Annotated in this window: 28 protein-coding genes; 15 read left to right on the top strand and 13 right to left on the bottom strand. The window is 66.7% G+C overall.

Going from position 1 to position 26,477, the window contains the following annotated elements; translation table 11 throughout:
• The coding region (locus ACE3T8_RS11895) for a hypothetical protein (protein ID WP_374609409.1) at window positions 1-197 on the top strand (197 nt) is incomplete at its 5' end.
• Window positions 198-304: 107 nt separating this feature from the next.
• Here ACE3T8_RS11895 and ACE3T8_RS11890 read toward each other — a convergent pair.
• The gene (locus tag ACE3T8_RS11890; RefSeq protein ID WP_374609408.1) at window positions 305-1,873 is read right to left on the bottom strand and encodes a carboxylesterase/lipase family protein; all 1,569 of its coding nucleotides are present in this window, start codon (window positions 1,871-1,873) and stop codon (window positions 305-307) included.
• 124 nt (window positions 1,874-1,997) lie between these two features.
• Here ACE3T8_RS11890 and ACE3T8_RS11885 point away from each other — a divergent pair, with 124 nt between their 5' ends.
• A complete protein-coding gene (locus ACE3T8_RS11885) occupies window positions 1,998-2,480 on the top strand; it encodes a DUF421 domain-containing protein (RefSeq protein ID WP_374609407.1) in 483 nt (160 codons plus the stop codon).
• Between the two features lie 25 nt (window positions 2,481-2,505).
• Here the strand turns inward: ACE3T8_RS11885 and hemF are convergent, their stop codons facing one another.
• The 4 genes from hemF to ACE3T8_RS11865 all read right to left on the bottom strand — a co-directional run bounded on the left by hemF (window position 2,506) and on the right by ACE3T8_RS11865 (window position 6,573).
• A complete protein-coding gene (gene hemF / locus ACE3T8_RS11880) occupies window positions 2,506-3,447 on the bottom strand; it encodes an oxygen-dependent coproporphyrinogen oxidase (RefSeq protein WP_374609406.1) in 942 nt (313 codons plus the stop codon).
• Between the two features lie 33 nt (window positions 3,448-3,480).
• The gene (locus tag ACE3T8_RS11875) at window positions 3,481-4,731 is read right to left on the bottom strand and encodes a heme biosynthesis HemY N-terminal domain-containing protein (RefSeq protein ID WP_374609405.1); all 1,251 of its coding nucleotides are present in this window, start codon (window positions 4,729-4,731) and stop codon (window positions 3,481-3,483) included.
• An 81-nt stretch (window positions 4,732-4,812) separates the two neighbouring features.
• Window positions 4,813-5,784 carry a hypothetical protein gene (locus ACE3T8_RS11870; RefSeq protein WP_374609404.1) on the bottom strand — a complete coding sequence of 324 codons (972 nt, stop codon included), beginning with the start codon at window positions 5,782-5,784 and terminating at the stop codon, window positions 4,813-4,815.
• Between the two features lie 9 nt (window positions 5,785-5,793).
• The gene (locus tag ACE3T8_RS11865; protein WP_374609403.1) at window positions 5,794-6,573 is read right to left on the bottom strand and encodes a uroporphyrinogen-III synthase; all 780 of its coding nucleotides are present in this window, start codon (window positions 6,571-6,573) and stop codon (window positions 5,794-5,796) included.
• Window positions 6,574-6,618: 45 nt separating this feature from the next.
• Between ACE3T8_RS11865 and ACE3T8_RS11860 the strand changes: the two genes are divergently transcribed.
• From ACE3T8_RS11860 to ACE3T8_RS11840, 5 genes are all read left to right on the top strand, one after another.
• Entirely contained in the window at window positions 6,619-7,125 is a 507-nt protein-coding gene (locus tag ACE3T8_RS11860) for a YiiD C-terminal domain-containing protein (protein WP_374609402.1), read from the top strand.
• A 55-nt stretch (window positions 7,126-7,180) separates the two neighbouring features.
• On the top strand, window positions 7,181-7,603 hold the full coding sequence (locus ACE3T8_RS11855) for a hypothetical protein (protein WP_374609400.1): 423 nt from the start codon (window positions 7,181-7,183) through the stop codon (window positions 7,601-7,603).
• A gap of 46 nt (window positions 7,604-7,649) precedes the next feature.
• A complete protein-coding gene (locus ACE3T8_RS11850; RefSeq protein WP_374609399.1) occupies window positions 7,650-8,084 on the top strand; it encodes a rhodanese-like domain-containing protein in 435 nt (144 codons plus the stop codon).
• Window positions 8,085-8,223: 139 nt separating this feature from the next.
• On the top strand, window positions 8,224-8,745 hold the full coding sequence (gene secB, locus ACE3T8_RS11845) for a protein-export chaperone SecB (RefSeq protein ID WP_374609398.1): 522 nt from the start codon (window positions 8,224-8,226) through the stop codon (window positions 8,743-8,745).
• Between the two features lie 12 nt (window positions 8,746-8,757).
• Window positions 8,758-9,792, top strand: coding sequence for an NAD(P)H-dependent glycerol-3-phosphate dehydrogenase (locus tag ACE3T8_RS11840; RefSeq protein WP_374609397.1), 1,035 nt, complete (start codon window positions 8,758-8,760; stop codon window positions 9,790-9,792).
• 125 nt (window positions 9,793-9,917) lie between these two features.
• On the opposite strand, the gene ACE3T8_RS11835 is transcribed toward ACE3T8_RS11840, so the two are convergent.
• The 6 genes from ACE3T8_RS11835 to ACE3T8_RS11810 all read right to left on the bottom strand — a co-directional run bounded on the left by ACE3T8_RS11835 (window position 9,918) and on the right by ACE3T8_RS11810 (window position 13,960).
• Window positions 9,918-10,481, bottom strand: coding sequence for a diffusible signal factor-reguated Ax21 faimly protein (locus ACE3T8_RS11835; protein ID WP_374609396.1), 564 nt, complete (start codon window positions 10,479-10,481; stop codon window positions 9,918-9,920).
• 167 nt (window positions 10,482-10,648) lie between these two features.
• Complete coding sequence (locus tag ACE3T8_RS11830) at window positions 10,649-11,533, bottom strand: DUF4440 domain-containing protein (protein WP_374609395.1); 885 nt, start codon at window positions 11,531-11,533, stop codon at window positions 10,649-10,651.
• A 13-nt stretch (window positions 11,534-11,546) separates the two neighbouring features.
• A complete protein-coding gene (locus tag ACE3T8_RS11825) occupies window positions 11,547-11,690 on the bottom strand; it encodes a TRASH domain-containing protein (protein ID WP_374609394.1) in 144 nt (47 codons plus the stop codon).
• 101 nt (window positions 11,691-11,791) lie between these two features.
• Entirely contained in the window at window positions 11,792-12,637 is an 846-nt protein-coding gene (locus ACE3T8_RS11820; RefSeq protein WP_374609393.1) for a helix-turn-helix domain-containing protein, read from the bottom strand.
• A gap of 17 nt (window positions 12,638-12,654) precedes the next feature.
• Entirely contained in the window at window positions 12,655-13,134 is a 480-nt protein-coding gene (locus ACE3T8_RS11815) for a tRNA (cytidine(34)-2'-O)-methyltransferase (RefSeq protein WP_374609392.1), read from the bottom strand.
• Window positions 13,135-13,147: 13 nt separating this feature from the next.
• Window positions 13,148-13,960, bottom strand: coding sequence for an SDR family oxidoreductase (locus ACE3T8_RS11810; RefSeq protein WP_374609391.1), 813 nt, complete (start codon window positions 13,958-13,960; stop codon window positions 13,148-13,150).
• 97 nt (window positions 13,961-14,057) lie between these two features.
• Between ACE3T8_RS11810 and ACE3T8_RS11805 the strand changes: the two genes are divergently transcribed.
• The 6 genes from ACE3T8_RS11805 (at window position 14,058) to ACE3T8_RS11780 (ending at window position 23,460) form a co-directional block, all read left to right on the top strand.
• Window positions 14,058-16,901 (top strand): M16 family metallopeptidase, encoded by a 2,844-nt coding sequence (locus ACE3T8_RS11805; RefSeq protein ID WP_374609390.1) that lies wholly within the window; start codon window positions 14,058-14,060, stop codon window positions 16,899-16,901.
• A gap of 69 nt (window positions 16,902-16,970) precedes the next feature.
• Window positions 16,971-17,276 (top strand): DUF4156 domain-containing protein, encoded by a 306-nt coding sequence (locus ACE3T8_RS11800; protein WP_374609389.1) that lies wholly within the window; start codon window positions 16,971-16,973, stop codon window positions 17,274-17,276.
• Between the two features lie 107 nt (window positions 17,277-17,383).
• Window positions 17,384-18,400, top strand: a complete 1,017-nt coding sequence (locus ACE3T8_RS11795; protein ID WP_374609388.1) for a 3-oxoacyl-ACP synthase III — start codon at window positions 17,384-17,386, stop codon at window positions 18,398-18,400.
• Window positions 18,401-18,527: 127 nt separating this feature from the next.
• Complete coding sequence (locus ACE3T8_RS11790) at window positions 18,528-19,697, top strand: Fic family protein (RefSeq protein WP_374609387.1); 1,170 nt, start codon at window positions 18,528-18,530, stop codon at window positions 19,695-19,697.
• 8 nt (window positions 19,698-19,705) lie between these two features.
• Window positions 19,706-22,249 carry a hypothetical protein gene (locus tag ACE3T8_RS11785; RefSeq protein WP_374609386.1) on the top strand — a complete coding sequence of 848 codons (2,544 nt, stop codon included), beginning with the start codon at window positions 19,706-19,708 and terminating at the stop codon, window positions 22,247-22,249.
• Between the two features lie 155 nt (window positions 22,250-22,404).
• Window positions 22,405-23,460 carry an STAS-like domain-containing protein gene (locus ACE3T8_RS11780; protein WP_374609385.1) on the top strand — a complete coding sequence of 352 codons (1,056 nt, stop codon included), beginning with the start codon at window positions 22,405-22,407 and terminating at the stop codon, window positions 23,458-23,460.
• Window positions 23,461-23,462: 2 nt separating this feature from the next.
• On the opposite strand, the gene ACE3T8_RS11775 is transcribed toward ACE3T8_RS11780, so the two are convergent.
• Window positions 23,463-24,377: an AEC family transporter gene (locus ACE3T8_RS11775; protein WP_374609384.1), complete on the bottom strand. Its 915-nt coding sequence runs from the start codon at window positions 24,375-24,377 to the stop codon at window positions 23,463-23,465.
• 101 nt (window positions 24,378-24,478) lie between these two features.
• Here ACE3T8_RS11775 and ACE3T8_RS11770 point away from each other — a divergent pair, with 101 nt between their 5' ends.
• Together ACE3T8_RS11770 and ACE3T8_RS11765 are read left to right on the top strand one after the other, a co-directional pair.
• Window positions 24,479-25,393, top strand: coding sequence for an alpha/beta fold hydrolase (locus tag ACE3T8_RS11770; protein ID WP_374609383.1), 915 nt, complete (start codon window positions 24,479-24,481; stop codon window positions 25,391-25,393).
• On the top strand, window positions 25,393-26,076 hold the full coding sequence (locus tag ACE3T8_RS11765; RefSeq protein ID WP_374609382.1) for a phospholipase D-like domain-containing protein: 684 nt from the start codon (window positions 25,393-25,395) through the stop codon (window positions 26,074-26,076). The genes ACE3T8_RS11770 and ACE3T8_RS11765 overlap by 1 nt, the downstream gene beginning before the upstream one ends.
• 5 nt (window positions 26,077-26,081) lie before the next feature.
• Here ACE3T8_RS11765 and ACE3T8_RS11760 read toward each other — a convergent pair whose 3' ends face one another.
• Window positions 26,082-26,471 carry a YkgJ family cysteine cluster protein gene (locus ACE3T8_RS11760; RefSeq protein ID WP_374609381.1) on the bottom strand — a complete coding sequence of 130 codons (390 nt, stop codon included), beginning with the start codon at window positions 26,469-26,471 and terminating at the stop codon, window positions 26,082-26,084.
• Window positions 26,472-26,477: the final 6 nt, after the last annotated feature.

The raw sequence follows: 26,477 nt of genomic DNA, 5'->3' as shown, positions 1-26,477 counted from the left end.
TAGGCAAGCTTTACTATCTGACATGGGAACGGTGGCTTCGGTTTAGACGTTTGGTCGCACAAACATCTTCACCCGAATCCGCCGTTCCTTTTTTTGTGGGCGCTCCCCGGACTTCCGTGATGAACCTTTTTTATGGCCGCCTTTCTGGCGGCCATAAAAACCCAAAGTTCGCTTTGCAAACTTTGGGCCCCGGCTAGTGCACCCGATCCCCGCGGCTGTCGCCGCGCCCCCTTACCAAGGGGGCTCTTCTCCATGCGGTATCTCGCAACGGGACGTTGCCGCCAAGAAGTGCACCGATCTGTGTCTATTCCTTCCTGCCGAGGTAGCCGCCGATGCCCTTCAGAGCGCCGATCATCACGTTGAGGCGTGCCTGCATGAAGTTGGTCTGTACGGTGGGCGTGTCGGTGAACTCCATCACCTGCGCGCGTCGCGTCGCGTCCTTCGGCCAGGCGGGTGCGCCGCCTGCGGTGGGCGTGCCGTTGCGGGCGAACGCGAACCAGTAGTCGCCGACGGTGCGGGAGACCGCGCGATCCGCGTCGGAGAACGGCACGCCCAGGCAGCGACAGGAATCGCCGGTGCCCATCACGAAAGCGATTTCACTGCCGTGGCCCACGCCCGGTGGTCGCGGTCTCAGCCCGGTCTGCACATGGCTGAAGTAGTAGCGCCAAGTGGGTGCACGCTGCGCATGCAGGTACGCAATGCGCTTCGCGAATGCGGTGAAGACCAGGTCGCGCACCGCCTGTCGGCCGAGTTCGGCATCGTCCGTCATGCCGGGATAGAGCGGCTTCAGCAGGATCCTGCCAGCGCCAAGGCGCTTCACCACGTCGGCGGTGTCCAGCCCGAATGCCGCCGCCACCGTGGCCTCGTCGCTGTTGCTGCCGATGATCAACGGCAGTTTCGCCTGGCGCTGCTTCTGGAAGCTGGCGAGGATCGTCTCGGGCAGGGCGGCGTCGCCGGTGACGAAGCCGGGAGCCAGGCTCATGCCTTCGCCCTGGGAGGCCGTCGCGAAGCGTTGCGCCGGGATCGCGCGCAGTTGCCCGGCAGTGGCCGCGGTGCCGTCCACGCCGAGCGTCGAGGCCACCTTGATCGAGACGCTGCGGGCCTTCGCGCGGGTGCTGCTCGGGATTCCGTAGGCGCTCTGCACGATGCCGCGCTGGAACAGGCCGCGTGCCTTCGGCGAAGCGAACAGGGCGAGCACGCTCTGGCCGCCGGCGGACTCGCCGAAGATCGTCACGTTGCGGGGATCGCCGCCGAAGGCGGCGATGTTGTCGCGTACCCATTGCAGCGCGGCGACCTGGTCGAGCAGGCCGAAATTCGCGTTGTTGCCTGAACTGCCCGCCAGCGCGGGATGGTCGAAGAACCCCAGCGGCCCGAGCCGGTAGTTGAGGCTGACCACCACCGCGCCGCGCTCGGCCAGCGGCTTGCCGGCATAGATGGGTTGGCTGCCTGCGCCGAACACCAGCGCGCCGCCATGGATCCAGACCATCACCGGCCGCGTCGCACCCTCGGTGCCCGGTGTCCACACATTGAGGGTGAGGCAGTCTTCGCTCATCGACCCGATATCCCCCGCGCCGGCAGCGAGCGCCGCACCCGGTGCCTGCATGCAGGCCTTGCCGAACGCATCTGCCTTGCGCACGCCCTGCCAGGGCTTCGCGGGTTGCGGCGCGCGCCAACGCAGGTCGCCGATCGGCGGCGCGGCATAGGGCAGTCCCTTGAACATGGCCAGGCCATCATCGCGGACACCTTCCACCATCCCGGACGCGGTCTGGATGCGCACTGATGGCGCTTTCGACGCCGGCGTTGCAGCACCACCAATGCCGGGGAGCGCGATCCAGCCGGCAAGCGCCAAGGCGATCAAGCGGTTGCGTGGCATGCGGTCACTCCGTGCGAGGCGTGTGCGGTCGAGTATAGGAGCCATCCCCAGGTTCGCCGCATGAGCGCGACATCATGCGCCTGTGGGATGCTCTTGCCGATTCGGCAGCCGCGAGCGCATTCCCATGCAAGACCTGTTCCAGTTGTCCGCGCCATGGTGGCATTTCGTGCTGCGCGCCTGCGCGATCTACGCACTGGTGATGGTGCTGGTGCGCGTGTCCGGCAAGCGCGCCGTGGGGCAGTTCACCCCGTTCGACCTGGTGCTGCTGATCCTGATCGGCAACGCGGTTCAGAACGGCATCAACGGCGGCGACAACTCGCTGACCGGCGCGACGATCATGGCGACCACGCTGATCGCGCTGAACTACGGCGTGGCCTTCGTGACCTCGCGCTATCGCAAGGTGGAGAAATTCGTGGAAGGCGAGCCTGTGGTGCTGGCGCGCGATGGCCGCGTGTTCGAACGGGTGCTGCGGCGCGAATTGGTGAGCCGGAGCGATTTCGACGAAGCATTGCGGATGAACGGCGTCGAGGATGCGTCCGACGTCGAACTGGCGCTGCTGGAAACCAACGGCAGCATCAGCGTGGTGAAGAAGCGCGACGAAGATTGATCAAGCGCGCCGCGCTGCCGCGGCGTCAATCGGATTCGCCAAGCCAGTCGCGTGGTTGCAGGTAGTCGGCCAGGCGCGCCTCGTCGCTGCCGGCCTCTGGCGCGTAGCCGTATTCCCAGCGCACCAGCGGCGGCAGGCTCATCAGGATCGACTCCGTCCGGCCGCCGCTCTGCAGGCCGAACAGGGTGCCGCGGTCGAACACCAGGTTGAACTCGACATAGCGGCCGCGCCGGTAGAGCTGGAACTGGCGTTCGCGCTCGCCGAACGGCATGTCCTTGCGGCGTTCGACGATCGGCAGCCAAGCATCGAGGAAACCGTTGCCTACCGCCTGCATGTAGCCGAAGTCGTTGTCGAAGTCGCCGTGCAGGTCGTCGAAGAACAGGCCGCCGACGCCGCGCGTCTCGTTGCGATGCTTGAGGAAGAAGTACTCGTCGCACCAGCGCTTGTGTGCGTTGTAGCGTTCTTCGCCGCCGAAGGGTTCGCACAGGCCGCGGGCGGTGCGGTGCCAGTGCTGCACGTCTTCGTCGAACGGATAGAACGGGGTCAGGTCGAAGCCGCCGCCGAACCACCAGGCCACGGTTTCGCCGTCGCGCTCGGCGCGGAAATGGCGCACGTTCGCATGGGTGGTTGGCAGGTACGGGTTGCGCGGATGAAACACCAGCGACACGCCGACCGCGCGCCACGATGCGCCTTCAAGTTCGGGTCGTGCCGCGGTTGCCGATGGCGGCAGTTTCGTCCCTGACACATCGGAGAAACCAATCCCGGCCTGCTCGAAGACCGCACCATTGCGGAGGATGCGGGTGCGGCCGCCGCCGCGCAGATGGGTGCTGGCGTCATCGGCATCGCGTTGCCACGGATCCTCGACGAAACGCGCATCGCCGTCAGCGGTTTCGATCGCCGCGCAGATACGATCCTGCAGGCCGGTGAGGTAGTCGCGGACGGTGTCGATGCCGGGGATCTTGGTCATTCGGCCATTATCGCCGCATGGCGGGAACCTGCATCAGCCGCGCAGGCTTGGCAGGCCGTGCTCGTTGCGTTCCTCGACCGCCGCGGTGTCGGCGATCTGCTGGCGAAGCCCACGGCCGGGCAGGTCGAGAACGGCTTCGCCACGCTGGCTGCGCAAGGCATTCGCATAGGCCATGCGTGCGCCGGCGTCGTCGCCATTGCGGACTGCGCCGTCGCCGAGCAGTTCCCAGGCCGGCGCGCCCGCACCCTGCGCAATCGCGCGATGCAGCCACGCTTCCGCCTGCGGCGCATGCCCTTGTGCATGGGCGATGCGGGCGGCGGCGAGCAGCAGGGCAGGGCTGGACGGATGCCCGGGCAGCCAGCGCTCGACTTGCGCGCGGCGATGATCGAAGCGGCCCACCGGGAGCTGGCCATACAGGCCGACGAGCGCTTCATCCCATTGCGCATCCAGCGCGTGTTCGATGCTGCGGGTCGCGGCTTCGTCCCAGTTCATGGCCGCGGCGCGGGACGCATACGCGGTGACGACGGGCGCACTGATTCGCAGTGGTTCGGGCAATGCATCCCAACGATCCGCCAGCGCATTGGCGTCGCCGGCCTGCTGCAGGGATTGCGCGGCCCATGTCACCTGCAAGGCATCCAGTGTCGATGCCGGCCAAGCCTGCTGCTGGCGCAGGGCACCGAGCAGGCCGTAGGCCTCGGCGCTGCGTCCGCTGGCGGCCAAGGCTTCGGCGCGCAGGCGCAACCCGCGCGGCGGCAGTGGTTGCGCCGCCGGAACCTCCAGTGCCTCCAGCGCGTCAGCGGCACGACCGTTCGCCAGTGCGAACTGCGCGCGCTGCATCGCACGCGCCGCAGGATGGCGTTCGCCGAAGCCGTCGAGATGCGCGTTCGCCGCGGCTTCATCGCCACGCGCCAGTGCCGCGCGGGCGGCCTGCGTGCGTGCGACCGCTTCGGCATCGCCACCATCGGCGGCCTGTGCGAGCAACTGTTCGGCGCGGGCATAGTCGCCACGCTGGTAGGCCGCAAGGCCATCCGTCAGCTTCGCCCGTGCCTGCCGCGCACGATGCCGTCGCCAGGCGCGGAACGGCAGCCGCAGCAAGGTCCATAACAAAGCCATGCCAAGCATCAGCGCGAGCAGCAGGCCCACGGCGACAGCCACGGTGGTGCTGTAGTCAGTACCGCGGAACCGCACCAATACGTAGCCGGGATCCTGCAGCAGCACCTGCGCAAGCAGTGCGCCCAGCACGGCGAGGACCAGCCAGAACAGCACGCTGCGGAACAGGGTCATCGCGCCTCCAGGCGGTACCGCCGATTCAGGGGTGTCGTGAGCATCGCAGGGGCCCTGCAAGCATTGCGTGAGAGCGGGGCTTCACTTGCCGCGCAAGGCCCGCAATTGCTGCAGGCTGGTGCCGGCCAGTGGCGATTCCATCCGTAACGGCATGGCCTGCAATTCGGCCAGCAATCGGCGCTTCTGCGGCAGGCCCGCGGAGCCCGCCAGCAACCGTTGCAGCCAGCCGTCGATGCGCGTCAGTGCGTTGTGGAAACCGGCGGTGTCGCGGCGTTCCACCGCGGCGCGGGCGAGGCTGAATTCGACCTGCAGCGCGGCGAGTGCGGCATCGCGGTCGGGGCGTTGTTGCAGCCCGGCCGATGCCGTGGGCTGTCGATGGACCAAGCGTCCCAGCAGGCGCTGGTACCAGGGCTCACGCAGCGATGGCGCCGGCTGCGGCGGCGCACTGCCGGCGATGCCGTCCGCGATCCGTTCCAGCAGCGCATTGGCGTGGATGCGCGGATCCGCGCCGAGCGCCTGCAGCGCCGCCTGTTCCTGCGCCAGCGTTTGCCGCAGGTTGAGGTAGGCCGGGTCGTCCAGGCCGTCGAGCAGCGGAGCGGCCAGCGCCAGTGCGCGGCGCGCGCCGTCGATGTCGTCGTCCAGGCGCAGGCGTTGCTGGCCGATGCCGAGCAGCAGTTCGATCTCGTCCAGCCGCAACGACTGCGCGCCGTGGCGGTCGGGGTCCGCCAGTTTGGACACGCTGTCTTCGAGCAGGGCCGCGCGCTGGCCGATGCCGAGCAGTTCGTCGCGCAGTACGCGGTTGGTGGCCTCGGCCTGCTGCAGGCGCTGCGCCTGCGCGCGCTGCGCCTGCAGCAACGTGTCCACGCGCGCATCCAGCGCGGTGCGCTGTTGTTCCGCCAGCGATCGCTGCTGTTGTTCCTGCGCCTGCCAGTGCTGCCAGCCGAACATGCCGGCGACCACCAGCAGCAATGCGAACAACGCCCACAGCAACGCGGCTCCGGCGCGCGAACGGCGTGCGGGTGCGACGGGCGGGGGAGGCGTCGGCGTGCTCACCCGGCGATGCTAAACGAAGGCATCGGCGGCGGCGCGCAGCAGGGCGGCCGGGCGCGCGTCAGCCGCCACCGCGACACGCCGGAAGCCGGCGTCGCGTGCGACCTGTGCAAGGCGTTCGCTGGCGGCGGCCACCGCGATCCGTCGCAGCGACGTTTCAAGTTTGGCGGGACGCTGGCGGAGTACGGCATCCAGTGCTTCCGCGCTGCTAAGTGCCAACACGACACGCTGCGGCTTCGCCAGGGCATCAGCCAACGCCTTCCAGCGCACCTCGGTGATGTCCAACGGTATGCGTTGGTAGACATCGGCACGCACGAGGTCGGCACCACGTGCCTGCAGCGTCGGCCCGATCCGGTTGCGTCCGCTCGGCGCGGTCACCAGGCCGATCCGCATGCCATCGACCGCCTGCAATTGCGGCATCGCCAGCAGGCCTTCGCTGTCCATGCGCGTGGGTGCGACGGCCTCGATCCCGAGCCGCTGCAACGCGCGACGGGTGCCATCACCGACCGCCAGCAGCGTTTGCCGGCGGGCACGACGCAAGCGCCGCAAGGCGGCCGCCGCGCGCACGGCATTGGGGCTGGTGAACAGCACGATGTCGGCGTCGAGCGCCTCGCCCAATGCCTTGCGGCTGGCGGCATCACCGCGCGCTTCGATCGCCAGAGGCGACAGCGCCAGCACGCGTGCGCCCATGCGTGCGGCGGCACTGCGCATGCCCGCATGCTGGCCACGCGGACGCAGCGACAGCACGGTCCAGTCGGCGAGTGGCGATGCCCGGGTGGCGCGTCGGATCATCAATACAGCTTGGCATGGTGCTGCTGCTTGCGTCAGGCTTGCGCGATGCAGATCACCTCCCCGTCGATTCCTTCCCTTGTTTCCTCTTCCGATCATTTGCTCGAAGCGCTGGCCGCGCATTACATGGCGATGCCGCCGGTCGCGGCGATGCAGCCAAGCGTGCTCGACTGGCAGGACGGTTGCCTGCGCATGCACGCACCGCTGGATGCCAACGTCAACGACAAGGGCTGCGCGTTCGGCGGCAGCCTGAGCTCGCTGATGACCATCGCCGGCTGGGGCCTGGCCTTCCTGAAGCTGGCGGAAGCCGGCCTGGAGGCGGACATCTATGTCGCCGACAGCCGCGTGCGTTACCTCAAGCCGGTCTACGAGGACCTGCTGGTCGAAGTGCGCCTGGACACCGCCGGCGAAAACGCCGCCGATGCCATCGACCTGCCCGGCGCATTGCGCGGCAAGGGCCGGGCGAGCGTGCGCATGGAGGCGCGCACCCTGCTGGCCGATGGCGGCGTGGCGGCGGTGCTGGTCGGACGCTACGTCGCCATCGCCCGCGACTGAGCCCGCCGGCCGCCGTCGAGCGGTTAGGATGCGGGCATCCACCGGAGGAACCGCGATGCCACGACTGCTGCTGCGCTGCCTGCTGCTGTGCTGCCTGGCCCTGCTCGCGGGCTGCCCGAAGACGCACGCCAGCAAGGGCAGTGCGCTGGATGAAGTCCAGTACGCCTATTCCGCGGCGATCCGCTGGGGCGATTTCGAGGGCGCGTGGACCCTGGTCGATCCGAAGCTGCGCGCCGAAAAGCCGCTCACCGACATCGATTTCTCGCGCTACAAGCAGGTGCAGATCTCGACCTATCGCGACATGGGCGGCACCGTCGAACCCAGTGGAGTGATGGTGCGCGATGTCGAGATCGGGGTGATAAACCGCAATACACTGACCGAGCGCACCGTCCGCTACCGCGAGCGCTGGCGCTACGACGAGACGGCCAAGACCTGGTGGCTGCTCAGCGGCCTGCCGGACCTGTGGCAGGGCGATTGAGCGCGGCGCGGGTACAATCCACGCCCCGCACCACCCGGTCATTCCCGTGACGTTTGCCGAACTGGTCGCTTTCGCCGGCCGCCACCCGATCCTCTCGCTGGCACTGGCCGGCATTACCCTGGCCCTGCTCTACAACGAGATCGCCGGCCGCTTCAGCGGTTTCCGCCGGATCGGCCCGGCGCAGCTGACCGGGATGATCAATCGCGACGACGCCCTGGTCGTGGACCTGCGCCCCGCCGCGGACTTCGAGAAAGGCCACATCGCCGGCGCGAAGAACGTGCAGATGGCCCAGTTCGATCCCGAGAACAAGCACTTGGCCCCGGCCAAGGCATTGCCGGTGGTGCTGGTCTGCAAGTCCGGCGAGACCGCCAGCGGCGCCGCCAAGCGCCTGCGCAAGGCCGGTTTCGCCAACGTCAACGTGCTCGAGGGCGGCGTCCAGGCCTGGCAGGGCGCGGACCTGCCGCTGGTCAAGGGACGCTGACCCGCCGCGCCGGCCTGGCCGGCGCTTGCGAAACCGCCCGGCCGCCCCAACTCAGGCAGCAAGCGCCTCGCGGTGCGATAATCGCCGTCTTCACTCCGCGCGCCCCACCGCGCATCCATGTGCAATTCCTGGAGCCACCATGTCCGATGAAATCCTGAACGGCGCTTCCCCGCTCGCCGACGCCCAGCCGCAAGGCGCGACCTTCACCGTCGAGAAGCTGTACGTGAAGGATCTGTCCTTCGAGGCGCCGAATGCGCCGCAGGTGTTCAACGAACAGGGCCAGCCGGACCTGCAGATGAAGCTCAACCAGAAGGTCCAGCGCCTCGGCGAGAACGCCTTCGAGGTCAGCCTGGGCATCACCCTGACCTGCACCATCAATGGTCGCACCGCCTACCTGGCCGAAGTCGAGCAGGCCGGCGTGTTCGGCCTGGGCGGGTTCGAGGACCACATCCTCGACGCGATGCTCGGCACCCAGTGCCCGAACATCCTGTACCCGTATGCCTCCGCCGCGGTGGGTCAGCTGATCGTCTCCGGCGGCTTCCCGCCGTTCCCGATGCAGCCGATCAATTTCGATGCGCTGTACGGCGAAACCCTGCGCCAGCGCGTTGCGCAGCAGGCCGGCGGCGAGCTGGCCAACACCGAAACCGCCGGCAACGCGTAACCTGTCGACTGCATGACGCAGTCCAGCAAAAAACCGGCGGTCGCGGTTCTCGGGGCAGGCTCCTGGGGGACTGCGCTGGCCGCGCTGATCGCACGGCACGGTCACGCGACCGTGCTGTGGGGTCGCGATGCCGCCACGATCTCGGCGATCGAAGCGACCGGCGAGAACCCCCGCTACCTGCCCGGCATTCCGCTGCCGGGCAGCCTGCGCGCGACCACCGCACTGCCGGAGGCGATGGCCGATGCCGACCTGGTGCTGGTCGTCGTTCCCTCGCACGCCTTTGCCGAAACCTTGCGCGCGCTGGCACCGTGGCGCGAGCCGGGCGCGGGCGTGGCATGGGCGACCAAGGGCTTCGAGCCCGGCAGTGGCCGCTTCCTGCACGAGGTCGCCGGCGAAGTGCTGGGCGATGACGTGCCGCTGGCCGTCGTCACCGGTCCGTCGTTCGCCAAGGAAGTGGCCGAAGGCCTGCCGACCGCATTGACCGTGCATTCCGAGGATGCGGTGTTCTGCCAGCAGGTCGCCGATGCGCTGCATGGTCCCGCTTTCCGCGCCTACACCGGCGACGACATGTGCGGCGCCGAACTGGGCGGCGCGATGAAGAACGTGCTGGCGGTGGCCACCGGCGTCGCCGACGGCATGGGGCTGGGCCTGAATGCCCGTGCCGGCCTGATCACGCGCGGCCTCAACGAGATGCTGCGGCTCAACATCGGCATCGGCGGGCGTCCGGAAACCCTGATGGGCCTGGCCGGCCTGGGTGACCTGGTGCTGACCTGCACCGGCGACCTCTCGCGCAATCGCCGGCTCGGCCTGGCCCTGGGCCGCGGTCAGTCGATCGAGGATGCCGTCCGCGCGATCGGCCAGGTGGTCGAATCCATCCAGACCGCGGACGAAGTGATGCGGCTGGCGCAGCGCCACGGCATCGAGCTGCCGATCGCCGAGAATGTGCGTGACGTCCTGCACGGCGACATCACCCCGGCCGAAGGCCTCAAGCGCCTGATGGCCCGCGAGCGCAAGGCGGAATACCCGCAGTCGCTGTTCGGCGACTGATCCCCTGACGACCGTGTTGCTGCGCCTCTTTTGCCGGCGTGCAGAAAGAAAAACGCCCGGCATGTGCCGGGCGTTTTCGTTGGCGGACATCCCGGATGGGCTGTTCGCCGATCTTGCCGTGCGGATTACCAGGTGATGCGCGGGCCGACGAAGTACTGGGTGTCGCCGTCGGCGATCTTGACGTCGGCCACCACGCCCCAGGTCTGGTTGAACTTCACCTGCGCACCAAGGCGGCCGTAGGCGTCGCCGTCGAAGTCGCCGCCGTCCTCGTAGCCGAGCAGGGCATAGCCTTCCAGCATCGGGGTCAGTGCGCCACGCACGCCGGCCTCGGCGCTATAGCCGTCGAAGTCCAGGCCGCCGCCGAGGTCGTACTTCTCGTACGCCACGTTGGCCACGAAGTCGGCCTTCGGCGAGAACGACTTGTTGTAGCCGGCACCGACGCGCCACTGGTCGAAGTCGGCATTGACGCCATCGACGTTCTGGCTGGTGTAGTTGCCGAACAGGTGCACGTTCGGATGCACCGCGACCGAGCCACCCAGGCTCCAGCCGTCGGCGTCGCCAGCGTCGGTATTGGTGCCGACGTAGCCGCCCTGCACATAGTTATAGGAGAGACCGCTCTTGGCATCCTGCGCAGAGGCGGCAAAGGGAAGGGCGGCCAGCAGGACAAGGGCAAGCAAGGAACGCTTCATGGGGGAAAACCTCTTTGAGTTGTTGTTATTGCGCCCGGCCAGGAGGCAGGACGTGGGCGCATTCTGGGGAGGCGGTCACAACCCAAGATGAATACAAAACTCGTTGGTGCAGGAACTATTCCGGTTCCTTCCGGTCGAGGTGCGCGCGCCGTTTGGCTGCCAGCGTGTCACGACGCCGCCCGGTGCACGGTGATGTGCGCGGCCACGCACCACCAGTGTCCGGCGCGCTTCACCCAGATGTCGGTGTAGCGGTTCACCCCCTTCCGCCCGTCCTTCAGCGTGTAGGCGTTCTCGGCGTGGACGAGGGCGACATCGCCGAAGCGGCGGATTCGCACCTTGTCCACCGGGAATGAGGCGATGCTTTCGGCGTAATGGGGCTTGGCGAAGTCGGCCAGTGCCGCCGCCCGGCCATGCAGCGAACCGTCGCCGAACACCACCTGGTAGTCCGGCGCGAGGTGGGTGTTGTACCAGGCCACGTCCGCGTCGCGGAATGCTTGCACGTACTGCGCGTTCAGCGATGCCAGCATGGCGATGTCGTCGCCGGCGGGATCCTTGCGCTGGCTTGGCGTCCCGGTGTCGGCGACCGCGACGGCGGCGTCCTGTGCCGTCGCGGAGGTTTTGATCGGGGTGCTCTGCGCGCTGACCAGCCGCCAGCGACCGTCCTGCCATGCATACACATGGGTGTAGCGCACATGTGCGCGTTCGCCTGCTGGCGTGCGGGCATGGAACACCCCGTGAAGCATCGCCACCTCGCCCAGCAACCGCACCTGCACAGCGTCGTAGGCCACCTCGTCGAACGGCGCCTGCCCGCGCAAGCGCGCCAGGAAGGCGTCCCGATCCACCCATGCGCCGTCGCTGTCGGTAAGCAGGAAGTCGCGAGGGGTGAGCTTGCTCATGTAGGCCACGTCGGAGCCCCGAAAAGCATCGGCGAAGCGGTGGTTGATCGCGCGCAGCTGCAGCTCTGCTTCCACGGGGAAGGGTGGGATGGACGCAGGCGCTGCAGCCACGGGCGAACCATTGGCCATCACGGCAATGGCGAGCAGGATGGACATCGATGCCTGCATCTCAGGCAGCCCGATCGTCGCGTGCTTCGCGCAGCTTCTGCGCGCATTCCTCGCAGCACACCTCGACGCTGCGGCCGCCGACGGTGACCTGGATTGGATTGTCCTCCAGCGGATAGTCGCAGGCGGCGCAGGTTTGTTCTGCCATGGCACTTCTCCTGATGAAAGGTGCCCGGATTGGGCAGGCGCAGGAGACCATCGCGAGCGCGGCGGCGCTGTCGGATTCTTTAGCGGTTTCCCCGGCTGCGATCAGCCGGCCTGGCGGAATTCCGTCGGGGAGCGTCCGTACGCTTGGCGGAATGCCGCCGAAAAATGGCTGTGGCTGGTGAACCCGAGCGACAGCGAAAGCGCGGACAGGTCGACGTCGTCGCCCAGCAGGTCAAGCGCTCGTGCCAGTCGCAATCGCAATTGATAGCGATAGAGCGGCATGCCTTCGACTTGCTTGAAGGCCTGGGTCAGGTACACCGCTGAGCCTCCGACCTCGGCCGCGATCTCCGCCAGTGTCCAGCGCCGGCCAAGGTTGCTGGCCAGCAACAGCTTGGCGCGATCGACCAGGCGCTGGCGCGCACGGGTCGCGCCGGGCGCACGCGCGGTACGCGGGCCCAGGCTGCGCGAGGCGAGGGTGAGCGCAAGGCCTTCGGCTTCGAGCGCCTCGATCCGGCCGTGACGCAATGCATGCCGAAGGAGTGCGGCCAGCGCCTGCGCCCGCGCATCGATGCGCAGCGATTGCTCGCGGAACCCGCCGCCCTCGCCCGCGCGGAGGGATTCCTTCGGCGCGAGTTCGCGCAGCACCGGGTCGGCAAGCTCGAGCGACAGGCTGGCATCGCCACCATCGAGGGGATGGCTGACTTGGTAACCCTCGCCCGCATTGAAGAGCAGCACGTGGTTGGCATCCGCCACCGACTGTGCGCGTCCGACATGGCGCAGGTAGACGCCGCGATACGGAAACACGAGGCGGGTGGCGACGACGCATTCTTCCGCGCTGCGATGCCTGCATTCGCCGCCACAGGCGACGTCGCGCACGGAGATCGCAGCAGTATCGAGCAGATGCGCGATGTCGAATCTTGGCGGCGGGTTGCCGTGGCTAGTGGCCATGCCGCTAGCGTACGCGCTCATGCGCCGCCGTCGAAACCCTGTTGCCGCCAGCACTCGAACACCACCACCGCCACCGTGTTGGACAAGTTGAGGCTGCGATTGCCGGGCCGCATGGGCAGGCGCAGGCGCTGTGCCTCGGGGATGTCGTCGAGCACGGCCTGCGGCAGGCCCGTGGTCTCGCTGCCGAACAGGAAGGCGTCACCGGCGCGATAGTCGGGAGCGTCGAAACGGACCGTGCCGCGGGTGGACAGGGCGAACACGCGCGGCGCGGCGCCCTCGATCGCGGTGATGGCGGCAAGCGCGCCGGCAAGGTCGTCATGCACCTGCATCGGCGCGTACTCGTGGTAGTCCAGGCCAGCGCGGCGCAGCTGCTTGTCGTCGATGTCGAAGCCGAGCGGCCGCACCAGGTGCAGGTGCGCACCGGTGTTGGCGCACAACCGGATCACGTTGCCGGTGTTGGGCGGGATTTCGGGGCGATGCAGGATGACGTGGAACATTAGAGGCGTGCGCTCACCACGGCAGCGGCTCGCCGCGCCAGTCGACGAAGCTCCCGGACTGTGCCTGTGTCGCGCCGTCGATCACCTGCAGCAGCCCTGCCACCGCATCCGCGGGCGCAACCTGCGCCTGCGCCCCGCCCATCTCGGTCTGCACCCAGCCGGGATGCAGGGCCAGGACCAGGATGCCGCGTTCGGCCAGCGCCCGCGCCAGCAGCACGCTGCCCATGTTCTGCGCTGACTTGCTGATGTCGTAGCTGGGCGTGCCGAAGCGCGTCGTGCTGGCGATCGAGCCCAGTTGCGAGCTGATGTTGGCAATGACGGTACGGGAAAGCTTGGGTTCGTCGGCGCGGCTGGGGGTGCGGTCAACCGAGCGAGTATCGGGGAGCGAATTGACCGCACCCCCGGCCGCGCTGGCGACATCGGTAAGTAGATGCGCCAAGGCCTGCGCCAGCAGGAACGGTCCGATCGCATTGATCCGCAGGCTGTCCTCCAGCATCGCCTGCTCGACCTGGCCGAAGCGCTCGCCGGAATGCAGCACGCCGGCGTTGTTGACCAGCAGGTCGAGCGTGCCCGGCGTGCCGTCCTCGCGTTCGCCGAGTACCAGCGGCAGTTCGTGGGCCAGGCGCGCGCGTGATTTCGCATCGGCCACGTCCAGCGGCAGCACGTGCAGGCGGCCGGGGTGTTCGCCGGCCAGCGAATTCAGCGCGGCAGCCTTGCCGGGGTTTCGGCAGGCGGCAACCACGTGATCACCACGCGCCAGCAACTGGCGGACGAATTCCAGGCCGATGCCGCGGTTGGCGCCGGTGACCAGGGCGGTACGGGCCATGCCAGGCTCCTCGGGTGGCTTCCGGCCTAGTGTATCGACCGGTCCCGGCGGCTAACATCGGCGGTTCGCTGTCCCGCGCCTGTCCCTGGAGTTGCCCATGTCCGTGTTCCGTCCCGCCGTGCTCGCCGTTGCCCTCGCCACCGCCTTGTCCGCCGGCGCCTATGCGCCACAGGCCCGCGCCGCCACCGCCCCGGTGGTCGACATCGCCTACGAGAGCTTCACCCTGCCGAACGGCCTGCGGGTGATCGTGCACACCGACCGCAAGGCGCCGATCGTGGCCGTGAACGTCTGGTACCACGTCGGCAGCAAGGACGAGCCGGCCGGCCGCAGCGGCTTCGCCCACCTGTTCGAACACCTGATGTTCAACGGTTCGGAGAACAACCCGGGCGAGTTCTTCGCCCCGTTCAAGCAGGTCGGCGCCACCAACCAGAACGGCACCACCAATTCCGACCGCACCAATTATTTCGAGAACGTGCCGACCACCGCGTTGGACATGGCGTTGTGGATGGAATCCGACCGCATGGGCCATCTGCTCGGCGCGATCGACCAGAAGACCCTGGACGAGCAGCGCGGCGTGGTCCAGAACGAGAAGCGCCAGGGCCAGAACCAGCCCTACGGCCAGGTCTGGGACGTGCTGGGCAAGGCCATGTATCCGAAGGGCCATCCGTACAACCACAGCACCATCGGCTCGATGAACGACCTCAACGCGGCCTCGCTGGAGGACGTGAAGACGTGGTTCAAGACCTGGTACGGCCCGAACAACGCGGTGCTGGTGCTGGCCGGCGACATCGACGTCGCCACCGCCAGGGAAAAGGTCGCGAAGTACTTCGGCGACATCCCGGCCGGTCCGACCATGGCCCAGCCGAAGGTGGACGTGGCCGCGCACACCAAGGACAGCCGCGGCGAGATGACCGACAGCGTGCCGCAGTCGCGGATTTTCCGGATGTGGAACGTGGCCGAATACGGCCAGCCCGACCTGGACCGGCTGCAGCTGTTCGCGCAGGTGCTGGGCGGCGGCAAGTCGTCGCGCCTGGACCGTCGCCTGGTCCACCAGGACAAGCTGGTCGACAACGTCGGCGCGTCCCCGTACGGCTCGCAGCTGGGCAGCAATTTCATGATCACCGCCGCGGTGAAGCAGGGCGTGGACGTGGCCAAGGTCGAGGCGGCGATCGACGAGGAACTGCAGGAGCTGCTCAAGGACGGCCCGACCGCGGATGAGCTGGAGCGCGCGCGCACCAGCATCCAGGCCGGCTGGATCCGTGGCGTGGAGCGCATCGGCGGCTCCGGTGGCAAGGCCGACGCGCTGGCGGAATGCGCGGTCTACACCGGCGACCCCGGCTGCTTTCGCGACAGCCTGAAGACCTTGGGCGATGCCACCGTGGCCTCGGTGCGCAGCACCGGCAACACCTGGCTGGGCGCCGGCAAGGGCAGCCACACCCTGGTGGTCAATCCGGGCAAGCGCGTCGACATTCCCGAGGAGCCGGCGGTCACCCCGGCGCCGTTCAAGCTGCCGGCCGTGGACAAGAAGTACACGACCACCGCGAGCACGGTCGACCGCAAGGCCGGCGTGCCGGTCACCGCCAGCTTCCCCGACCTCAAGTTCCCCAGCCTGCAGCGCGCGACGCTGAAGAACGGCACCAAGGTGATCCTGGCTGAGCGCCACGACATCCCGGTGGTGCAGATGAGCTACGAGTTCCGCGGCGGCCAGTCGGCCGACCCGGCGGCCAAGCTCGGCACCGCCAGCTTCGCCATGGGCCTGCTGGACGAAGGTGCCGGCGACCTCGACGCCTTGGCGTTCGCCGACCGTGCCGAATCGCTGGGTGCCAATCTCGGCGCCAGCGCCGGCCTGGACAGCAGCAGCGCGTACCTGTCGTCGTTGAAGCAGAACCTGGAGCCGTCGGTCGCGCTGTACGCCGACATGCTGCGCAAGCCGCGCTTCGAGCAGGCCGACATCGACCGCGTGAAAGGCCAGTGGATCGCCGGCATCAAGCAGGAGAAGGTGAACCCGGACGGGATCATCCAGCGCGTGGTGCCGGGCCTGGTCTACGGCGCTGATCATCCGTACGGCGCGCCGCGCACCGGCAGCGGCACCGAGGCGTCCATCGCCAGCCTGACCCGCGCCGACCTGGTCGGCTTCCACGGCAGCGCGCTGCGTCCGCAGGACGCGACCCTGGTCGTGGTCGGCGACACCACCCTGGGCGAGATCGTGCCGGTGCTGGAGAAGCACTTCGGCGACTGGAAGGCGACCGGCGATGCCGCCGCCGCTTCGAAGCTCCCGGCGGTCGCGGCGCAGAAGAAGCCGCGGGTGTTCCTGATCGACCAGCCGGGCGCGGTGCAGGCGAACATCGTGGCCGCCCAGCTGGCGCCGTCCAGCATGGATCCGGCCGCGGTGGCCTTCGACATGGCCAACATGGTGATCGGCGGCGACTTCTCCGCCCGCCTCAACATGAACCTGCGCGAGGACAAGCACTGGTCGTACGGTGCCAGCAGCGGCGCCGGCAATTCGGTCGGCCCGCGCATGTGGACGGCATCGGCGCCGGTGCAGATCGACAAGACCGCCGAGTCGGTGGCCGAGATCAAGCGCGAGATCGCCGACTTCGCCAGCGGCAAGCAGAGCGCGAGCGCCGAGGAAGTCAGCGGCATGCAGAAGATCCGTACCCTGAGCCTGCCCGGCGCCTACGAGACCGCGGCGTCGGTGATGGGCACGATCGGCAGCAATGTGCTGTACAGCCGCCCGGACGACTACGTGTTCAAGCGCAAGGCCGAGATCGAGGCGATGACCCCGGCGCAGGTCGATGCCGCCGCCAAGGCGCTGGATCCGAACGCGCTGACCTGGGTGGTCGTGGGCGACCTGAGCAAGACCGAGCAGGTGGTGCGCGCGCTGAACCTGGGCGAGGTCACCATCCTCGACGCCGACGGCAAGCCGGTGGCGAAGAAGTAAGCCAACCGTTCAGCAATGCCCTGTCGATGCCGTCCACACTGGACGGCATCGGCTTTTTGGGAGACCACGATGCGCCTGATGCTCGTTGCTGCACTCGCGTTGTCCTTGCCCGCCTGCACCTTCGTGCACATGGCCCCCAGCGCGGGCAAGGTGAAAGTGCTGGCCAGCGCGCCGTCCTGCGATAAGCGCGGCGAGGCCGAGGTCTCGGTCCGCCACAAGGTCGGCTTCTACGAACGCAGCGAGGCGCAGGTGCGCGACGAACTGGAAACCCTGGCCCGCAACGAGGCTCCCGGGGTGGGTGCGGACAGCATCAGTCCACTCGGCCAGCCGGTGGATGGCACCCAGCGCTGGGCCTTGTGGCGGTGCACGCGCTGAGGCGCATGTTCCACGCTGCGGAACCGCGACCGCCGTTCGCGCAAGCGCGGGGCTAACCCGTTATCCTGTCAGGTTCCCGCGTCTCCGCGTCCCTGAAGTCCGCGCCCATGCTGTTCCAACATGTTGCCATCGCCGGCCTGGCCCACATCGATGCCCCCCGTCGCCTGTCGTCGGAGGAGATCAATGCGCGGCTCAAGCCGACCATGGATCGCCTCGGCATCAAGACCGACGTGCTGGGCGAGATCGCCGGCATCCATGCACGCTACCTGTGGGAAGACAACGTACAGGCCTCGGACGTAGCCACCCTTGCCGGCGTCAAGGCATTGGGTGATGCCGGCATCGATCCGGACAAGGTCGGCCTGCTGGTCAATACCTCGGTCAGCCGCGACTACCTGGAGCCGTCCACCGCCTCCATCGTTAGCGGCAACCTCGGCCTGCCGGACACCTGCCAGAACTTCGACGTCGCCAATGCCTGCCTGGCCTTCATCAACGGCATGGACATCGCCAGCCGGATGATCGAGCGCGGCGAGATCGACTACGCGCTGATCGTCGATGGCGAAACCGCCAACCTCGCCTACGAGAAGACCCTCGAGCGCCTGGGCCGCGAGGACGCCACCGAGGAGCAGTTCCGCAACGAACTGGCCACGCTGACCCTGGGTTCCGGCGCCGCCGCGATGGTGCTGGCCCGCGCCGAACTGGCCCCGGGCGCACCGCGCTACAAGGGTGGCGTCACCCGCGCCGCGACCGAGTGGAACAAGCTGTGCCGCGGCAACCTAGACGGCATGGTCACCGACACCCGCATGCTGCTGATCGAAGGCATCAAGCTGGCGCAGAAGACCTTCGTCGCCGCCAAGCACGCGCTGGGCTGGGTCTCCGAGGAACTGGACCAGTTCGTCATCCACCAGGTCAGCAAGGTCCATACCGCCGCCTTCACCAAGGCGATCGGCATCGACCCGCGCAAGGTCATGACCATCTTCGGCGAACACGGCAACATCGGCCCGGCATCGGTTCCGATCGTGCTGTCCAAGCTGCGCGAGATGGGCCGCCTGAAGAAGGGCGATCGGGTCGCCCTGCTGGGGATCGGGTCGGGGCTGAATTGCTCGATGGCGGAAGTCGTCTGGTGAGAGCTGCCGATTGATATAGATAGTTTCTGCAAATTTCTTTCGTTGACGCTTGTTTTCTAGATTCTTAAAAAAATATTTGCTATTTATCTTTCCTTGCGTTGGTCAAGACGCCGCGTAAGGAAAGCAGATGCCCATCCGTAGTACCGGTCATTACGTTCCCGGCTCATTGGCCGGTAGTCGCTATCAGGCCTTTGTGCCGGATCCACTGCCACCGCAGCCTCCACTGGCGCTGTCCAGCCCCGACCTGATCGCCCGGAAGGAACGCGCCGACCAGGCGCTCGGCCGCCTCGACGGCATCACCTTGATGCTGCCGGACCCCGAGTTGTTCCTGTACCAGTACGTGCGCAAGGAAGCGCTGCTGTCCTCGCAGATCGAGGGCACCCAATCGTCCCTGTCCGACTTGCTGCTGTTCGAGCTGGACGAAGCGCCCGGCGTGCCGCTGGACGATGTCGAGGAAGTCTCAAATTACGTCGCTGCGCTGAATCATGGACTCAAGCGCCTGCGCGAGGACGACTTCCCGTTGTCGTTGAGGCTGATCCGCGAGATGCATGCGTTGCTGCTGCGCGGCGGGCGCGGCGCTGGCAAGCAACCCGGGGAGTTCCGCAAGGGGCAAGTCTGGATCGGCGGCGCAACGCCGGCCTTGGCGCATTTCGTGCCGCCACCACCGGATGCGCTGGATGAGGCGCTGGCTGCCTTCGAGCGCTTCCTGCATGTGCCGGCAACGGATACCTCGCCGTTGATCAAGGCCGCGCTGGCACATGTGCAGTTCGAGACCATCCATCCCTTCGGCGACGGTAATGGCCGCCTCGGTCGCCTGCTGATCGCGCTGATCCTCTGCAATGAAGGCGTCCTGCGCGAACCCAGTCTGTATCTCAGCCTTTACTTCAAGCGCCGCCGCGCTGATTACTACGACATGCTCAACGGCGTACGCGTGCGCGGCGACTGGGAAGCTTGGCTGGGTTTCTTCCTGGAAGGCGTGGCGGAAACCGCGCAGCAGGCGGTGGAGACCGCACAACGCCTGCTGGCCCTGCTGGCGCGTGATCGCGCCCGCATCGCTGCCCTCGGTACGCGCGCCGGCAACGTGGGGTTGGTGTTCGACCAGTTCGCGCGTCGCGTCCTGCTCGGCGTGCCGCAAGTGCAGCCGCAAATGGCCTTGAGTGCGCCCACCATCCGCGCCGCGATTCGTACACTCGAGGACATGGAGATCGTCAATGAATTGACCGGCCAGCGCCGCCATCGGGTGTTCGCGTACAGCGACTACCTGGCCATCCTCAGCGAGGGAGCGCAACCGCTGTGAAAAAACGATTGGACGCGTTGCTGAAGCGGTTGGACAAGAGCCGCACAGAAGAAGACGTGAAAGCCGCCTGGGCTCGGCACCTGCGGTTGGACTACAACACTTCGGACGATCACGACCTGTATTCGCCGCAGGTGCTGTTCGAATTCAAGTACGACAAGAAGCTCTCGAGCGCGTCCCAGCTTGCCCCGGTCGTTGCGCAGCTTATGTATTACCTGCATCGTTTGAAATATCACCAGTCGTCCAAATCGATTCCGCTGGAATGGTGCGCCGCCGACAAGAACGAGATGGTCTTCGGCCACGTGGCGGATTGGAGCGAGATCTATAGCGACGATGGCAGCCGCTTCGACTGGTCACTGCGCCCTTCCTCGCCCGATCCCCGGCTGGTGGCGGCAGTGCGCGCGCATCCTGCATTCCGCAAAGTGGTCACGCGCAACTTGTCGATCCCGGCGGAAGCTGCGGCCCTCCTGGTGGAGCTGGACCAGCGCTTCACCGTGCAGGCCGGCTTCCGCTTTGGCGACAAGAAGCTGATCACCGAGGAAAACTTCGAGGAGGTGTATGCCTACTGGGCGGAAATTTTCGAGGAATCCGTGCGCAACGGCTTCAAGCCCTCACGCTATTTCGTCAACGACATCCAGCATGGCCGCTCGCAGGTCATGCGCGAGGAAGGCAAGGTCTATTTCCAGGTTGGCCAAGACGAAGTGCGAGTCAAGAAGATCCTAGCCGAGGACTATGACCGGTTCTGGAGCCTGTACGAGAAAGTGCGCGACCCCGAGGTAACGCGCGGCATCCTGGCCAAGATCGACCGCCTGACCGATGACGAGGCGCGTCGCCGCGAAGGCGAATTCTTCACCCCATTGCCATTTGCAGCGAAGGCGCTGGAAGGACTGGCGAAGGCCCTGGGTCCGCACTGGTGGCGCAGCGGTGAATACCGCCTGTGGGATATGGCCGCCGGTACCGGCAACTTGGAATACCACCTGCCGTCCGAGGCGTGGCCTTACCTGTACCTCTCCACTCTGCATCCGCAAGACGTCACCCACATGGAGCGCATCTTTCCGGGTGTGGACGTGTTCCAGTACGACTACCTCAACGACGATATCGGCAACCTGTTCTCCGGCGACGACGACCAGAACGTCAGCCACGGGTTTTCTGCGCAAGGCGGGTTCGCCTTCGCCAAATCCGCCACCTGGAAAATGCCAGAACGCCTGCGCCGCGATCTGGACAATCCGGCGCTCAAATGGATAGTCCTGATCAATCCGCCGTTCGCCACCGCGCAGAAGGGTGGGGCCAAGGGTGCCAACAAGGCCGATGTCGCGCGCACACATGTGCGCGAGAAAATGCACGAACATGAGCTTGGCGAAGTCAGCCGCGAATTGTTCACGCAGTTCCTGTATCGCATTCGTCGGGAATTCCGCGGCAAGCAGGCCTGGTTGGGCTTGTTCTCGACGCTCAAGTACATCAATGCAACCAACGATCAGAAATTCCGCGACCGCATCTTCCGATTCGGCTTCAAGCGCGGCTTCATGTTTTCCTCGGTCAACTTCGCTGGCACCTCGGGTGCCAGCCAGTTCCCGGTGGGCCATCTGCTGTGGGATTTGGCGCATGAGGAAGGCTTGGACGCACAAGACATCCTGCTAGACGTATATGACACTCGCGTGCAGAAGATCGGCCGCAAGCGGCTGGGCAGCGCGCACCGTAACCGCTTCCTGTCCAAGTGGATCAAACGGCCAGACGGTGTGACCACCTTCCCGCCGTTCTCTTCCGCGATCACCGTCAAGACCGCTGGGCCAGATATTCGCGATCGCATTGGTGCGGGCTTCATTGCGTCCTTGTCGTGCGCAGGAAACGATATACAACACCAGAACATGACGGCGTTGTACTCGGGTCCGTCAGCTAGCGCCGGTGCGCTGAGCATTACCCCGGACAACTTCGAGCAAGCGATGGTTGTGCACGCAGTGCGCCGTTTGCCCAAAGCGGAATGGCATAACGACCGCGACCAGTTCATGCAGCCGTCCGTACGGTTGCCGGCGCACTTTGTCACCGACTGCACGGTGTGGAACCTGTTCCACAACAGCAATCACACCGCTGCCTTGAAGGACGTTGCGTATGCCAGCAGGATCTGGCAAGTGCCTAACCACTTCTTCCCGTGGCGACTGGCAGCACTGCGTGGCTGGAACATCGGCGATGGTGATATCGCACTGCAATTGCCCGGTGCGCAGGACCGCTTCATGGCCGAATGGCTGAGCAGACGGGAGCTGTCCGTTGAAGCGCACACCCTGTTGGATGCTGGGCAGGCGGCATGGCGGATTTATTTGGACGCATTGGGCCAGCTGCGTACCGGCAAGTTCAGGATCGACACATGGGACGCCGGATGGTGGCAGGTGCGCAGTGCGTTGAGGGAGCGTGGGCTAGGCGAAGCGGAAATGGCCGCAGTGAAAGCCGCACACGATGCGTTGCGCGACAAATTGCGGCCGCAGTTGGCGGGCTACGGATTTATTGATGATGCGTTGTTGCCAGCGTCGGCAGTCACGGATGGCGAGGAACCGCAGGCGTGAGCGGTGTCCCGACATCGGGGATCAGCGGCAATTACACGCGATGTGCTTGGCATGAGTAGCGGAAAAATCAGTGACTTACCCATGATCACGAGTTTAACTGTCAAATATAATTGATTTAACTAGCAAATAGGCGCGCTTAATTTTAGAGTGGCGGCATGGCCCGCCCCAACCGTTCTGCCGAGATCGATGCCGCCCTCTTGCAGGCGGTGACGGCGCATCCGCACGACCTGGTGGGCATGGTGGCCGCGCAACTCGGCTTGTCCGGCGCGCGCATCAGCACGCAGGTTCGGGAGCTTGTGGCAGATGGTTACCTGCTGAAGGCAGGGAGCACTCGTCCAACCTATTCTTTGGGTCCCAAACGGCGGTTTCAGCAGTTTTACCCGCGGGCAAATCTGGCTGAGGATCGAGTGTGGTTCAGCGACCTGCTGCCATTGCTCGAGCAACTGCCGCGCAATGTCCTGGACATCGCCCACCACGGCGTGACCGAGATGGTGAACAACGCGGTCGATCATTCCGACGCGACGCATGTGATGGTGCGGATGGACCTTCGCGATGGCCAGTTGGGGTTCGAAGTGGCCGATGAAGGGGTCGGCATTTTTCGCAAGATCACCCGCGCCTTGGACCTGCCGGACGAACGACTGGCGCTGCTGGAACTGGCCAAGGGAAAGCTGACCACGGATCCGCGCCGGCATTCCGGCGAAGGCATTTTCTTCACTTCGCGCATGTTCGATCGCTTTCGAATCGCATCGGAAGGCTTGGTATTCGACCACGATCACGTCTATGACGAGGATCTCCTGGACGATGCCGACGAGGCTGGTGGCACCCGCGTTGCGATGCAAATCGGCTTGGGCTCGACACGCACCGCGAAGGAAGTGATTGATCAGTTCTCCAGTGGCCCGGACGACTACAGTTTCGCCAAAACCGTGGTGCCCGTGAGGCTGGCGAAGATCGGCGACGAGAATCTTGTCTCGCGCTCGCAAGCCAAGCGACTGCTGCAGCGGGTAGACCGGTTCCGCTGCGTGGTGCTCGACTTCGATCAAGTTGGCAGCATCGGCCAGGCGTTTGCTGATGAAATCTTCCGCGTATTCGCCAACGAACACCCGGAAGTGGAGCTGGTCGTCGTCAATGCCGTCGCCGAGGTTCAGCAGATGATCCGCCGCGCGGAAGTCCTGCGCGAAGAACAAGGTGGGCAGTTGCCGTTGCTGAAATAGGCTTATCCCCAACGCTGCAGCACCCACGCCCACGTCGGCAGGGTGACCAGCGACAACAAAATCCCGTAACCCACCAGTGCCGCCGCCAGCCGTGGCGCCAGCTGGTGGGAGATCGCCAGTGCGGCAGCGGTGATCATGCTGGGCATTGCGGATTCCAGCACGTTCGCCTGCAGCATCGCGCCCTGCAGGCCGAAGGCCAGCGACAGCGGCAGCGCCAGCGCGGGCAGCACCAGCAGGCGCAGCACCAAGCCGACTGCCAGCGGCTTGACCTCGTCGCGCGGCAGCTTGAGCTGGATGGTCAGGCCGACCGCCAGCATCACCAGCGGCAGCAGGGCATCGGCCAGCCGTTGCAGGCCGCCGGCGATCCACGTCGGTGGCTCGGCCGGCATCACGGTCAGGCCAAGCACCAGTGCCCACAGCGGCGGGAAGCGGAGCATCCGCATCGCCACCATGCGCAGGGTCGGCGGTGCATCGCCGCCGTAGCGGGCCAGCACATACAGGCCGAAGGTCGACAGCAGCACGAAGATGCCGAACTGATCGTAGACCACGGCGTAAGGCAGCGCGTGTTCGCCCAGCAGGGCATGGACCATCGGGTAGCCGATGAAGCTGCTGTTGCCCAGCGCCACGCACAGCAGCAGCACGGCATGTTCGTCGCGGCGGAACCGCAGCCAGCGGCTGGCCAACGTGACCAGGCCGACGGTGGCAGCGGCCAGCGCCCACGGGGTGGCGGCGATGCCCAGCAGCGAGGCGTCCAGTTGGAGCCTTGGCACGTAGGTCAGCACCGCCGCCGGCAGGCAGACGAACAGGACGATGCGGTTGAGGACTTCGGCGGCGTTGTCCGGCAGCACGCGCAGGCGCGCGAACAGCATGCCGATGCCGAGCATGGTCAGGATCAGGGCGAATGCGTCGAAGGCCATGCGGGGATTCTCGCCGCGGTGGCCGGGGCTCGCCATCGGAAATTGGTCGCAGTGGCCCGCGCCGGTATCCTGTGCGCCCCGTGCCCGCAGTCCCGCCTCGCATGCAGTTCCCCGACTACCCCTTCGCCCCGCAACGCGTCGAGGTGCGCCCCGGCATCGCCATGTCGTACCTGGACGAAGGTCCTCGCGACGGTGAGGTGATCGTGATGCTCCACGGCAACCCGTCGTGGAGTTTCTACTGGCGGCACCTGGTCAACGGGCTGAAGGATCGGTATCGCTGCATCGTGCCGGACCATGTCGGCATGGGCCTGTCGGATCGCCCGGACGATGCGCCGTCGGCATCCCCGACGTACGACTACACGCTGCAATCGCGGATCGACGATGTCGATGCATTGCTCAAGCACCTCGGCATCGATGGCCCGGTGACGCTGGCGGTGCACGACTGGGGCGGCATGATCGGGTTCGGCTGGGCGCTGCGCGACCCATCGCGGGTGAAACGGTTGGTGATCACCAACACCGCATCGTTCCCGTTGCCCGCGAGCAAGCGCTTCCCGAAGCGGCTGGCGATGGGTCGCGATTCGAAGCCGGGCGGCTGGCTGATCCGTCGCTTCAACCTGTTCGCGCGCGGCGCGGCATGGTTCGGCACCACCCGCTCGTTGCCGAAGGACGTGCGTGCTGCCTATGCCGGCGTGTACGACGGCTGGGACCAGGCTATCAGCACGCTGCGCTTCATGCAGGACATCCCGCTGGATGCCGGCGACCGCGCGATGCCGATCGTGCAGGCCGCCGCCGCGGCATTGCCGGGCTACGCGGATCGTCCGGCCTTCATCGGCTGGGGATTGCGCGACTTCGTCTTCGACCGGCATTTCCTGGACGGTTTCCGCAAGGCGCTGCCGCGCGCCATCGTGCGCGACTTCGAGGATGCCGGGCATTACGTGCTGGAAGACAAGCACGAGGTGTTGGTGCCGGCAATCCGTCGCTTCCTCGACGCGCATCCGCTGGCCGACGCGGCGTGATGGATTTCGACGCGCTGGACCGCAGCCTGCGCGAATCCGCGCAGGACTTCACCCTGGACGCAGGCGAAAAGCTGCAACTGCGCGAACTCGGGCAGCAACTGGATGCGGCGCGCGTGCGTTTCCTGCGCAACCGCGCGTTCGACATCGCCCGCGAGGCGATGCTGGCCACGCCCGCGGAAACGCTCGACGTGCTGCGCTGGCTGGAGCAGGTGGTGAAGACGCTGGATGCAGCGAACGAAGCCGCGCCGGTGGTGTCGAGCGCGTATTTCTCGCCGGGCGACACCTGCCTGCGGCGGTTGCGCGACCTGATGCGCGGCTGCAAGGCCACGCTGGACATCTGCGTGTTCACCATCGCCGACGATCGCCTGACCGACGCGATCCTGGAATGCCATGCGCGCGGCGTGCAGGTGCGCGTGGTCAGCGACAACGACAAGCAGCACGACAGCGGCAGCGACATCGCGCGATTGCGCGACCGTGGCGTGCCGGTGCGGCTGGACGACGCGCCGTACCACATGCACCACAAGTTCGCCCTGGTCGACGGGCGCGTGCTGGCCAACGGCAGTTTCAACTGGACCCGCAGCGCGACCGAGAAGAACGACGAAAACCTGGTGGTCACCGACGACGCCAACCTGGTGCGCGTGTTCGGCCTGCAGTTCGACAAGCTCTGGCAACAGTTCGACTGAGTCGATCAGGGCTCGGGCAGCGGGTTCTTCTCGGCCTCGTCCACGCCGATCCAGTCCGCCGGCGTCAACGCATGCAACCCGTGCGCGATCCGCGACTTGTCGCATTGTGCGCTCGCCGCGCCGAATTCCCAGCTCGCCGGCACCAGTGCGCACACCGACGGCCGGCGGTCGTGGATCGTGCAGCGCGAATAGCGGCCGATGTCCGCGTCCAGCGCGATGCAGCGCGGGTCTTTCTGCGATGTGCCGCGCATCACCCGTTCGTGCGTGCGCAACGGCTCGGTCAGCTCGAACGGCACCTGGCCGCCCAGCGCGGAATCGGCTTCCGACCAGTGGAAACTGACCCGGAAGAACGCGCAGCAGGCGCCGCAGCTGAGGCAGGGATGTTCGGCAGGCATGCGCCA

Origin of the sequence: Thermomonas sp., from assembly GCF_041919455.1 — a bacterium.
In the GTDB taxonomy this organism is placed as follows: domain Bacteria; phylum Pseudomonadota; class Gammaproteobacteria; order Xanthomonadales; family Xanthomonadaceae; genus Thermomonas.
Note: the sequence above shows the minus strand (reverse complement) of the source record. Positions and strands in the feature narration are given on the sequence as shown.

Excerpts from the sequence above, each read along its gene's own strand:
- ACE3T8_RS11890 (WP_374609408.1), bottom strand. The coding sequence starts at position 1,873 with ATGCCACGCAACCGCTTGATCGCCTTGGCGCTTGCCGGCTGGATCGCG.
- ACE3T8_RS11885 (WP_374609407.1), top strand. The coding sequence starts at position 1,998 with ATGCAAGACCTGTTCCAGTTGTCCGCGCCATGGTGGCATTTCGTGCTG.
- hemF (WP_374609406.1), bottom strand. The coding sequence starts at position 3,447 with ATGACCAAGATCCCCGGCATCGACACCGTCCGCGACTACCTCACCGGC.
- ACE3T8_RS11875 (WP_374609405.1), bottom strand. The coding sequence starts at position 4,731 with ATGACCCTGTTCCGCAGCGTGCTGTTCTGGCTGGTCCTCGCCGTGCTG.
- ACE3T8_RS11865 (WP_374609403.1), bottom strand. The coding sequence starts at position 6,573 with ATGATCCGACGCGCCACCCGGGCATCGCCACTCGCCGACTGGACCGTG.
- ACE3T8_RS11860 (WP_374609402.1), top strand. The coding sequence starts at position 6,619 with ATGCAGATCACCTCCCCGTCGATTCCTTCCCTTGTTTCCTCTTCCGAT.
- ACE3T8_RS11855 (WP_374609400.1), top strand. The coding sequence starts at position 7,181 with ATGCCACGACTGCTGCTGCGCTGCCTGCTGCTGTGCTGCCTGGCCCTG.
- secB (WP_374609398.1), top strand. The coding sequence starts at position 8,224 with ATGTCCGATGAAATCCTGAACGGCGCTTCCCCGCTCGCCGACGCCCAG.
- ACE3T8_RS11840 (WP_374609397.1), top strand. The coding sequence starts at position 8,758 with ATGACGCAGTCCAGCAAAAAACCGGCGGTCGCGGTTCTCGGGGCAGGC.
- ACE3T8_RS11835 (WP_374609396.1), bottom strand. The coding sequence starts at position 10,481 with ATGAAGCGTTCCTTGCTTGCCCTTGTCCTGCTGGCCGCCCTTCCCTTT.
- ACE3T8_RS11830 (WP_374609395.1), bottom strand. The coding sequence starts at position 11,533 with ATGTCCATCCTGCTCGCCATTGCCGTGATGGCCAATGGTTCGCCCGTG.
- ACE3T8_RS11825 (WP_374609394.1), bottom strand. The coding sequence starts at position 11,690 with ATGGCAGAACAAACCTGCGCCGCCTGCGACTATCCGCTGGAGGACAAT.
- ACE3T8_RS11820 (WP_374609393.1), bottom strand. The coding sequence starts at position 12,637 with ATGGCCACTAGCCACGGCAACCCGCCGCCAAGATTCGACATCGCGCAT.
- ACE3T8_RS11815 (WP_374609392.1), bottom strand. The coding sequence starts at position 13,134 with ATGTTCCACGTCATCCTGCATCGCCCCGAAATCCCGCCCAACACCGGC.
- ACE3T8_RS11810 (WP_374609391.1), bottom strand. The coding sequence starts at position 13,960 with ATGGCCCGTACCGCCCTGGTCACCGGCGCCAACCGCGGCATCGGCCTG.
- ACE3T8_RS11805 (WP_374609390.1), top strand. The coding sequence starts at position 14,058 with ATGTCCGTGTTCCGTCCCGCCGTGCTCGCCGTTGCCCTCGCCACCGCC.
- ACE3T8_RS11800 (WP_374609389.1), top strand. The coding sequence starts at position 16,971 with ATGCGCCTGATGCTCGTTGCTGCACTCGCGTTGTCCTTGCCCGCCTGC.
- ACE3T8_RS11795 (WP_374609388.1), top strand. The coding sequence starts at position 17,384 with ATGCTGTTCCAACATGTTGCCATCGCCGGCCTGGCCCACATCGATGCC.
- ACE3T8_RS11790 (WP_374609387.1), top strand. The coding sequence starts at position 18,528 with ATGCCCATCCGTAGTACCGGTCATTACGTTCCCGGCTCATTGGCCGGT.
- ACE3T8_RS11780 (WP_374609385.1), top strand. The coding sequence starts at position 22,405 with ATGGCCCGCCCCAACCGTTCTGCCGAGATCGATGCCGCCCTCTTGCAG.
- ACE3T8_RS11775 (WP_374609384.1), bottom strand. The coding sequence starts at position 24,377 with ATGGCCTTCGACGCATTCGCCCTGATCCTGACCATGCTCGGCATCGGC.
- ACE3T8_RS11770 (WP_374609383.1), top strand. The coding sequence starts at position 24,479 with ATGCAGTTCCCCGACTACCCCTTCGCCCCGCAACGCGTCGAGGTGCGC.
- ACE3T8_RS11765 (WP_374609382.1), top strand. The coding sequence starts at position 25,393 with ATGGATTTCGACGCGCTGGACCGCAGCCTGCGCGAATCCGCGCAGGAC.
- ACE3T8_RS11760 (WP_374609381.1), bottom strand. The coding sequence starts at position 26,471 with ATGCCTGCCGAACATCCCTGCCTCAGCTGCGGCGCCTGCTGCGCGTTC.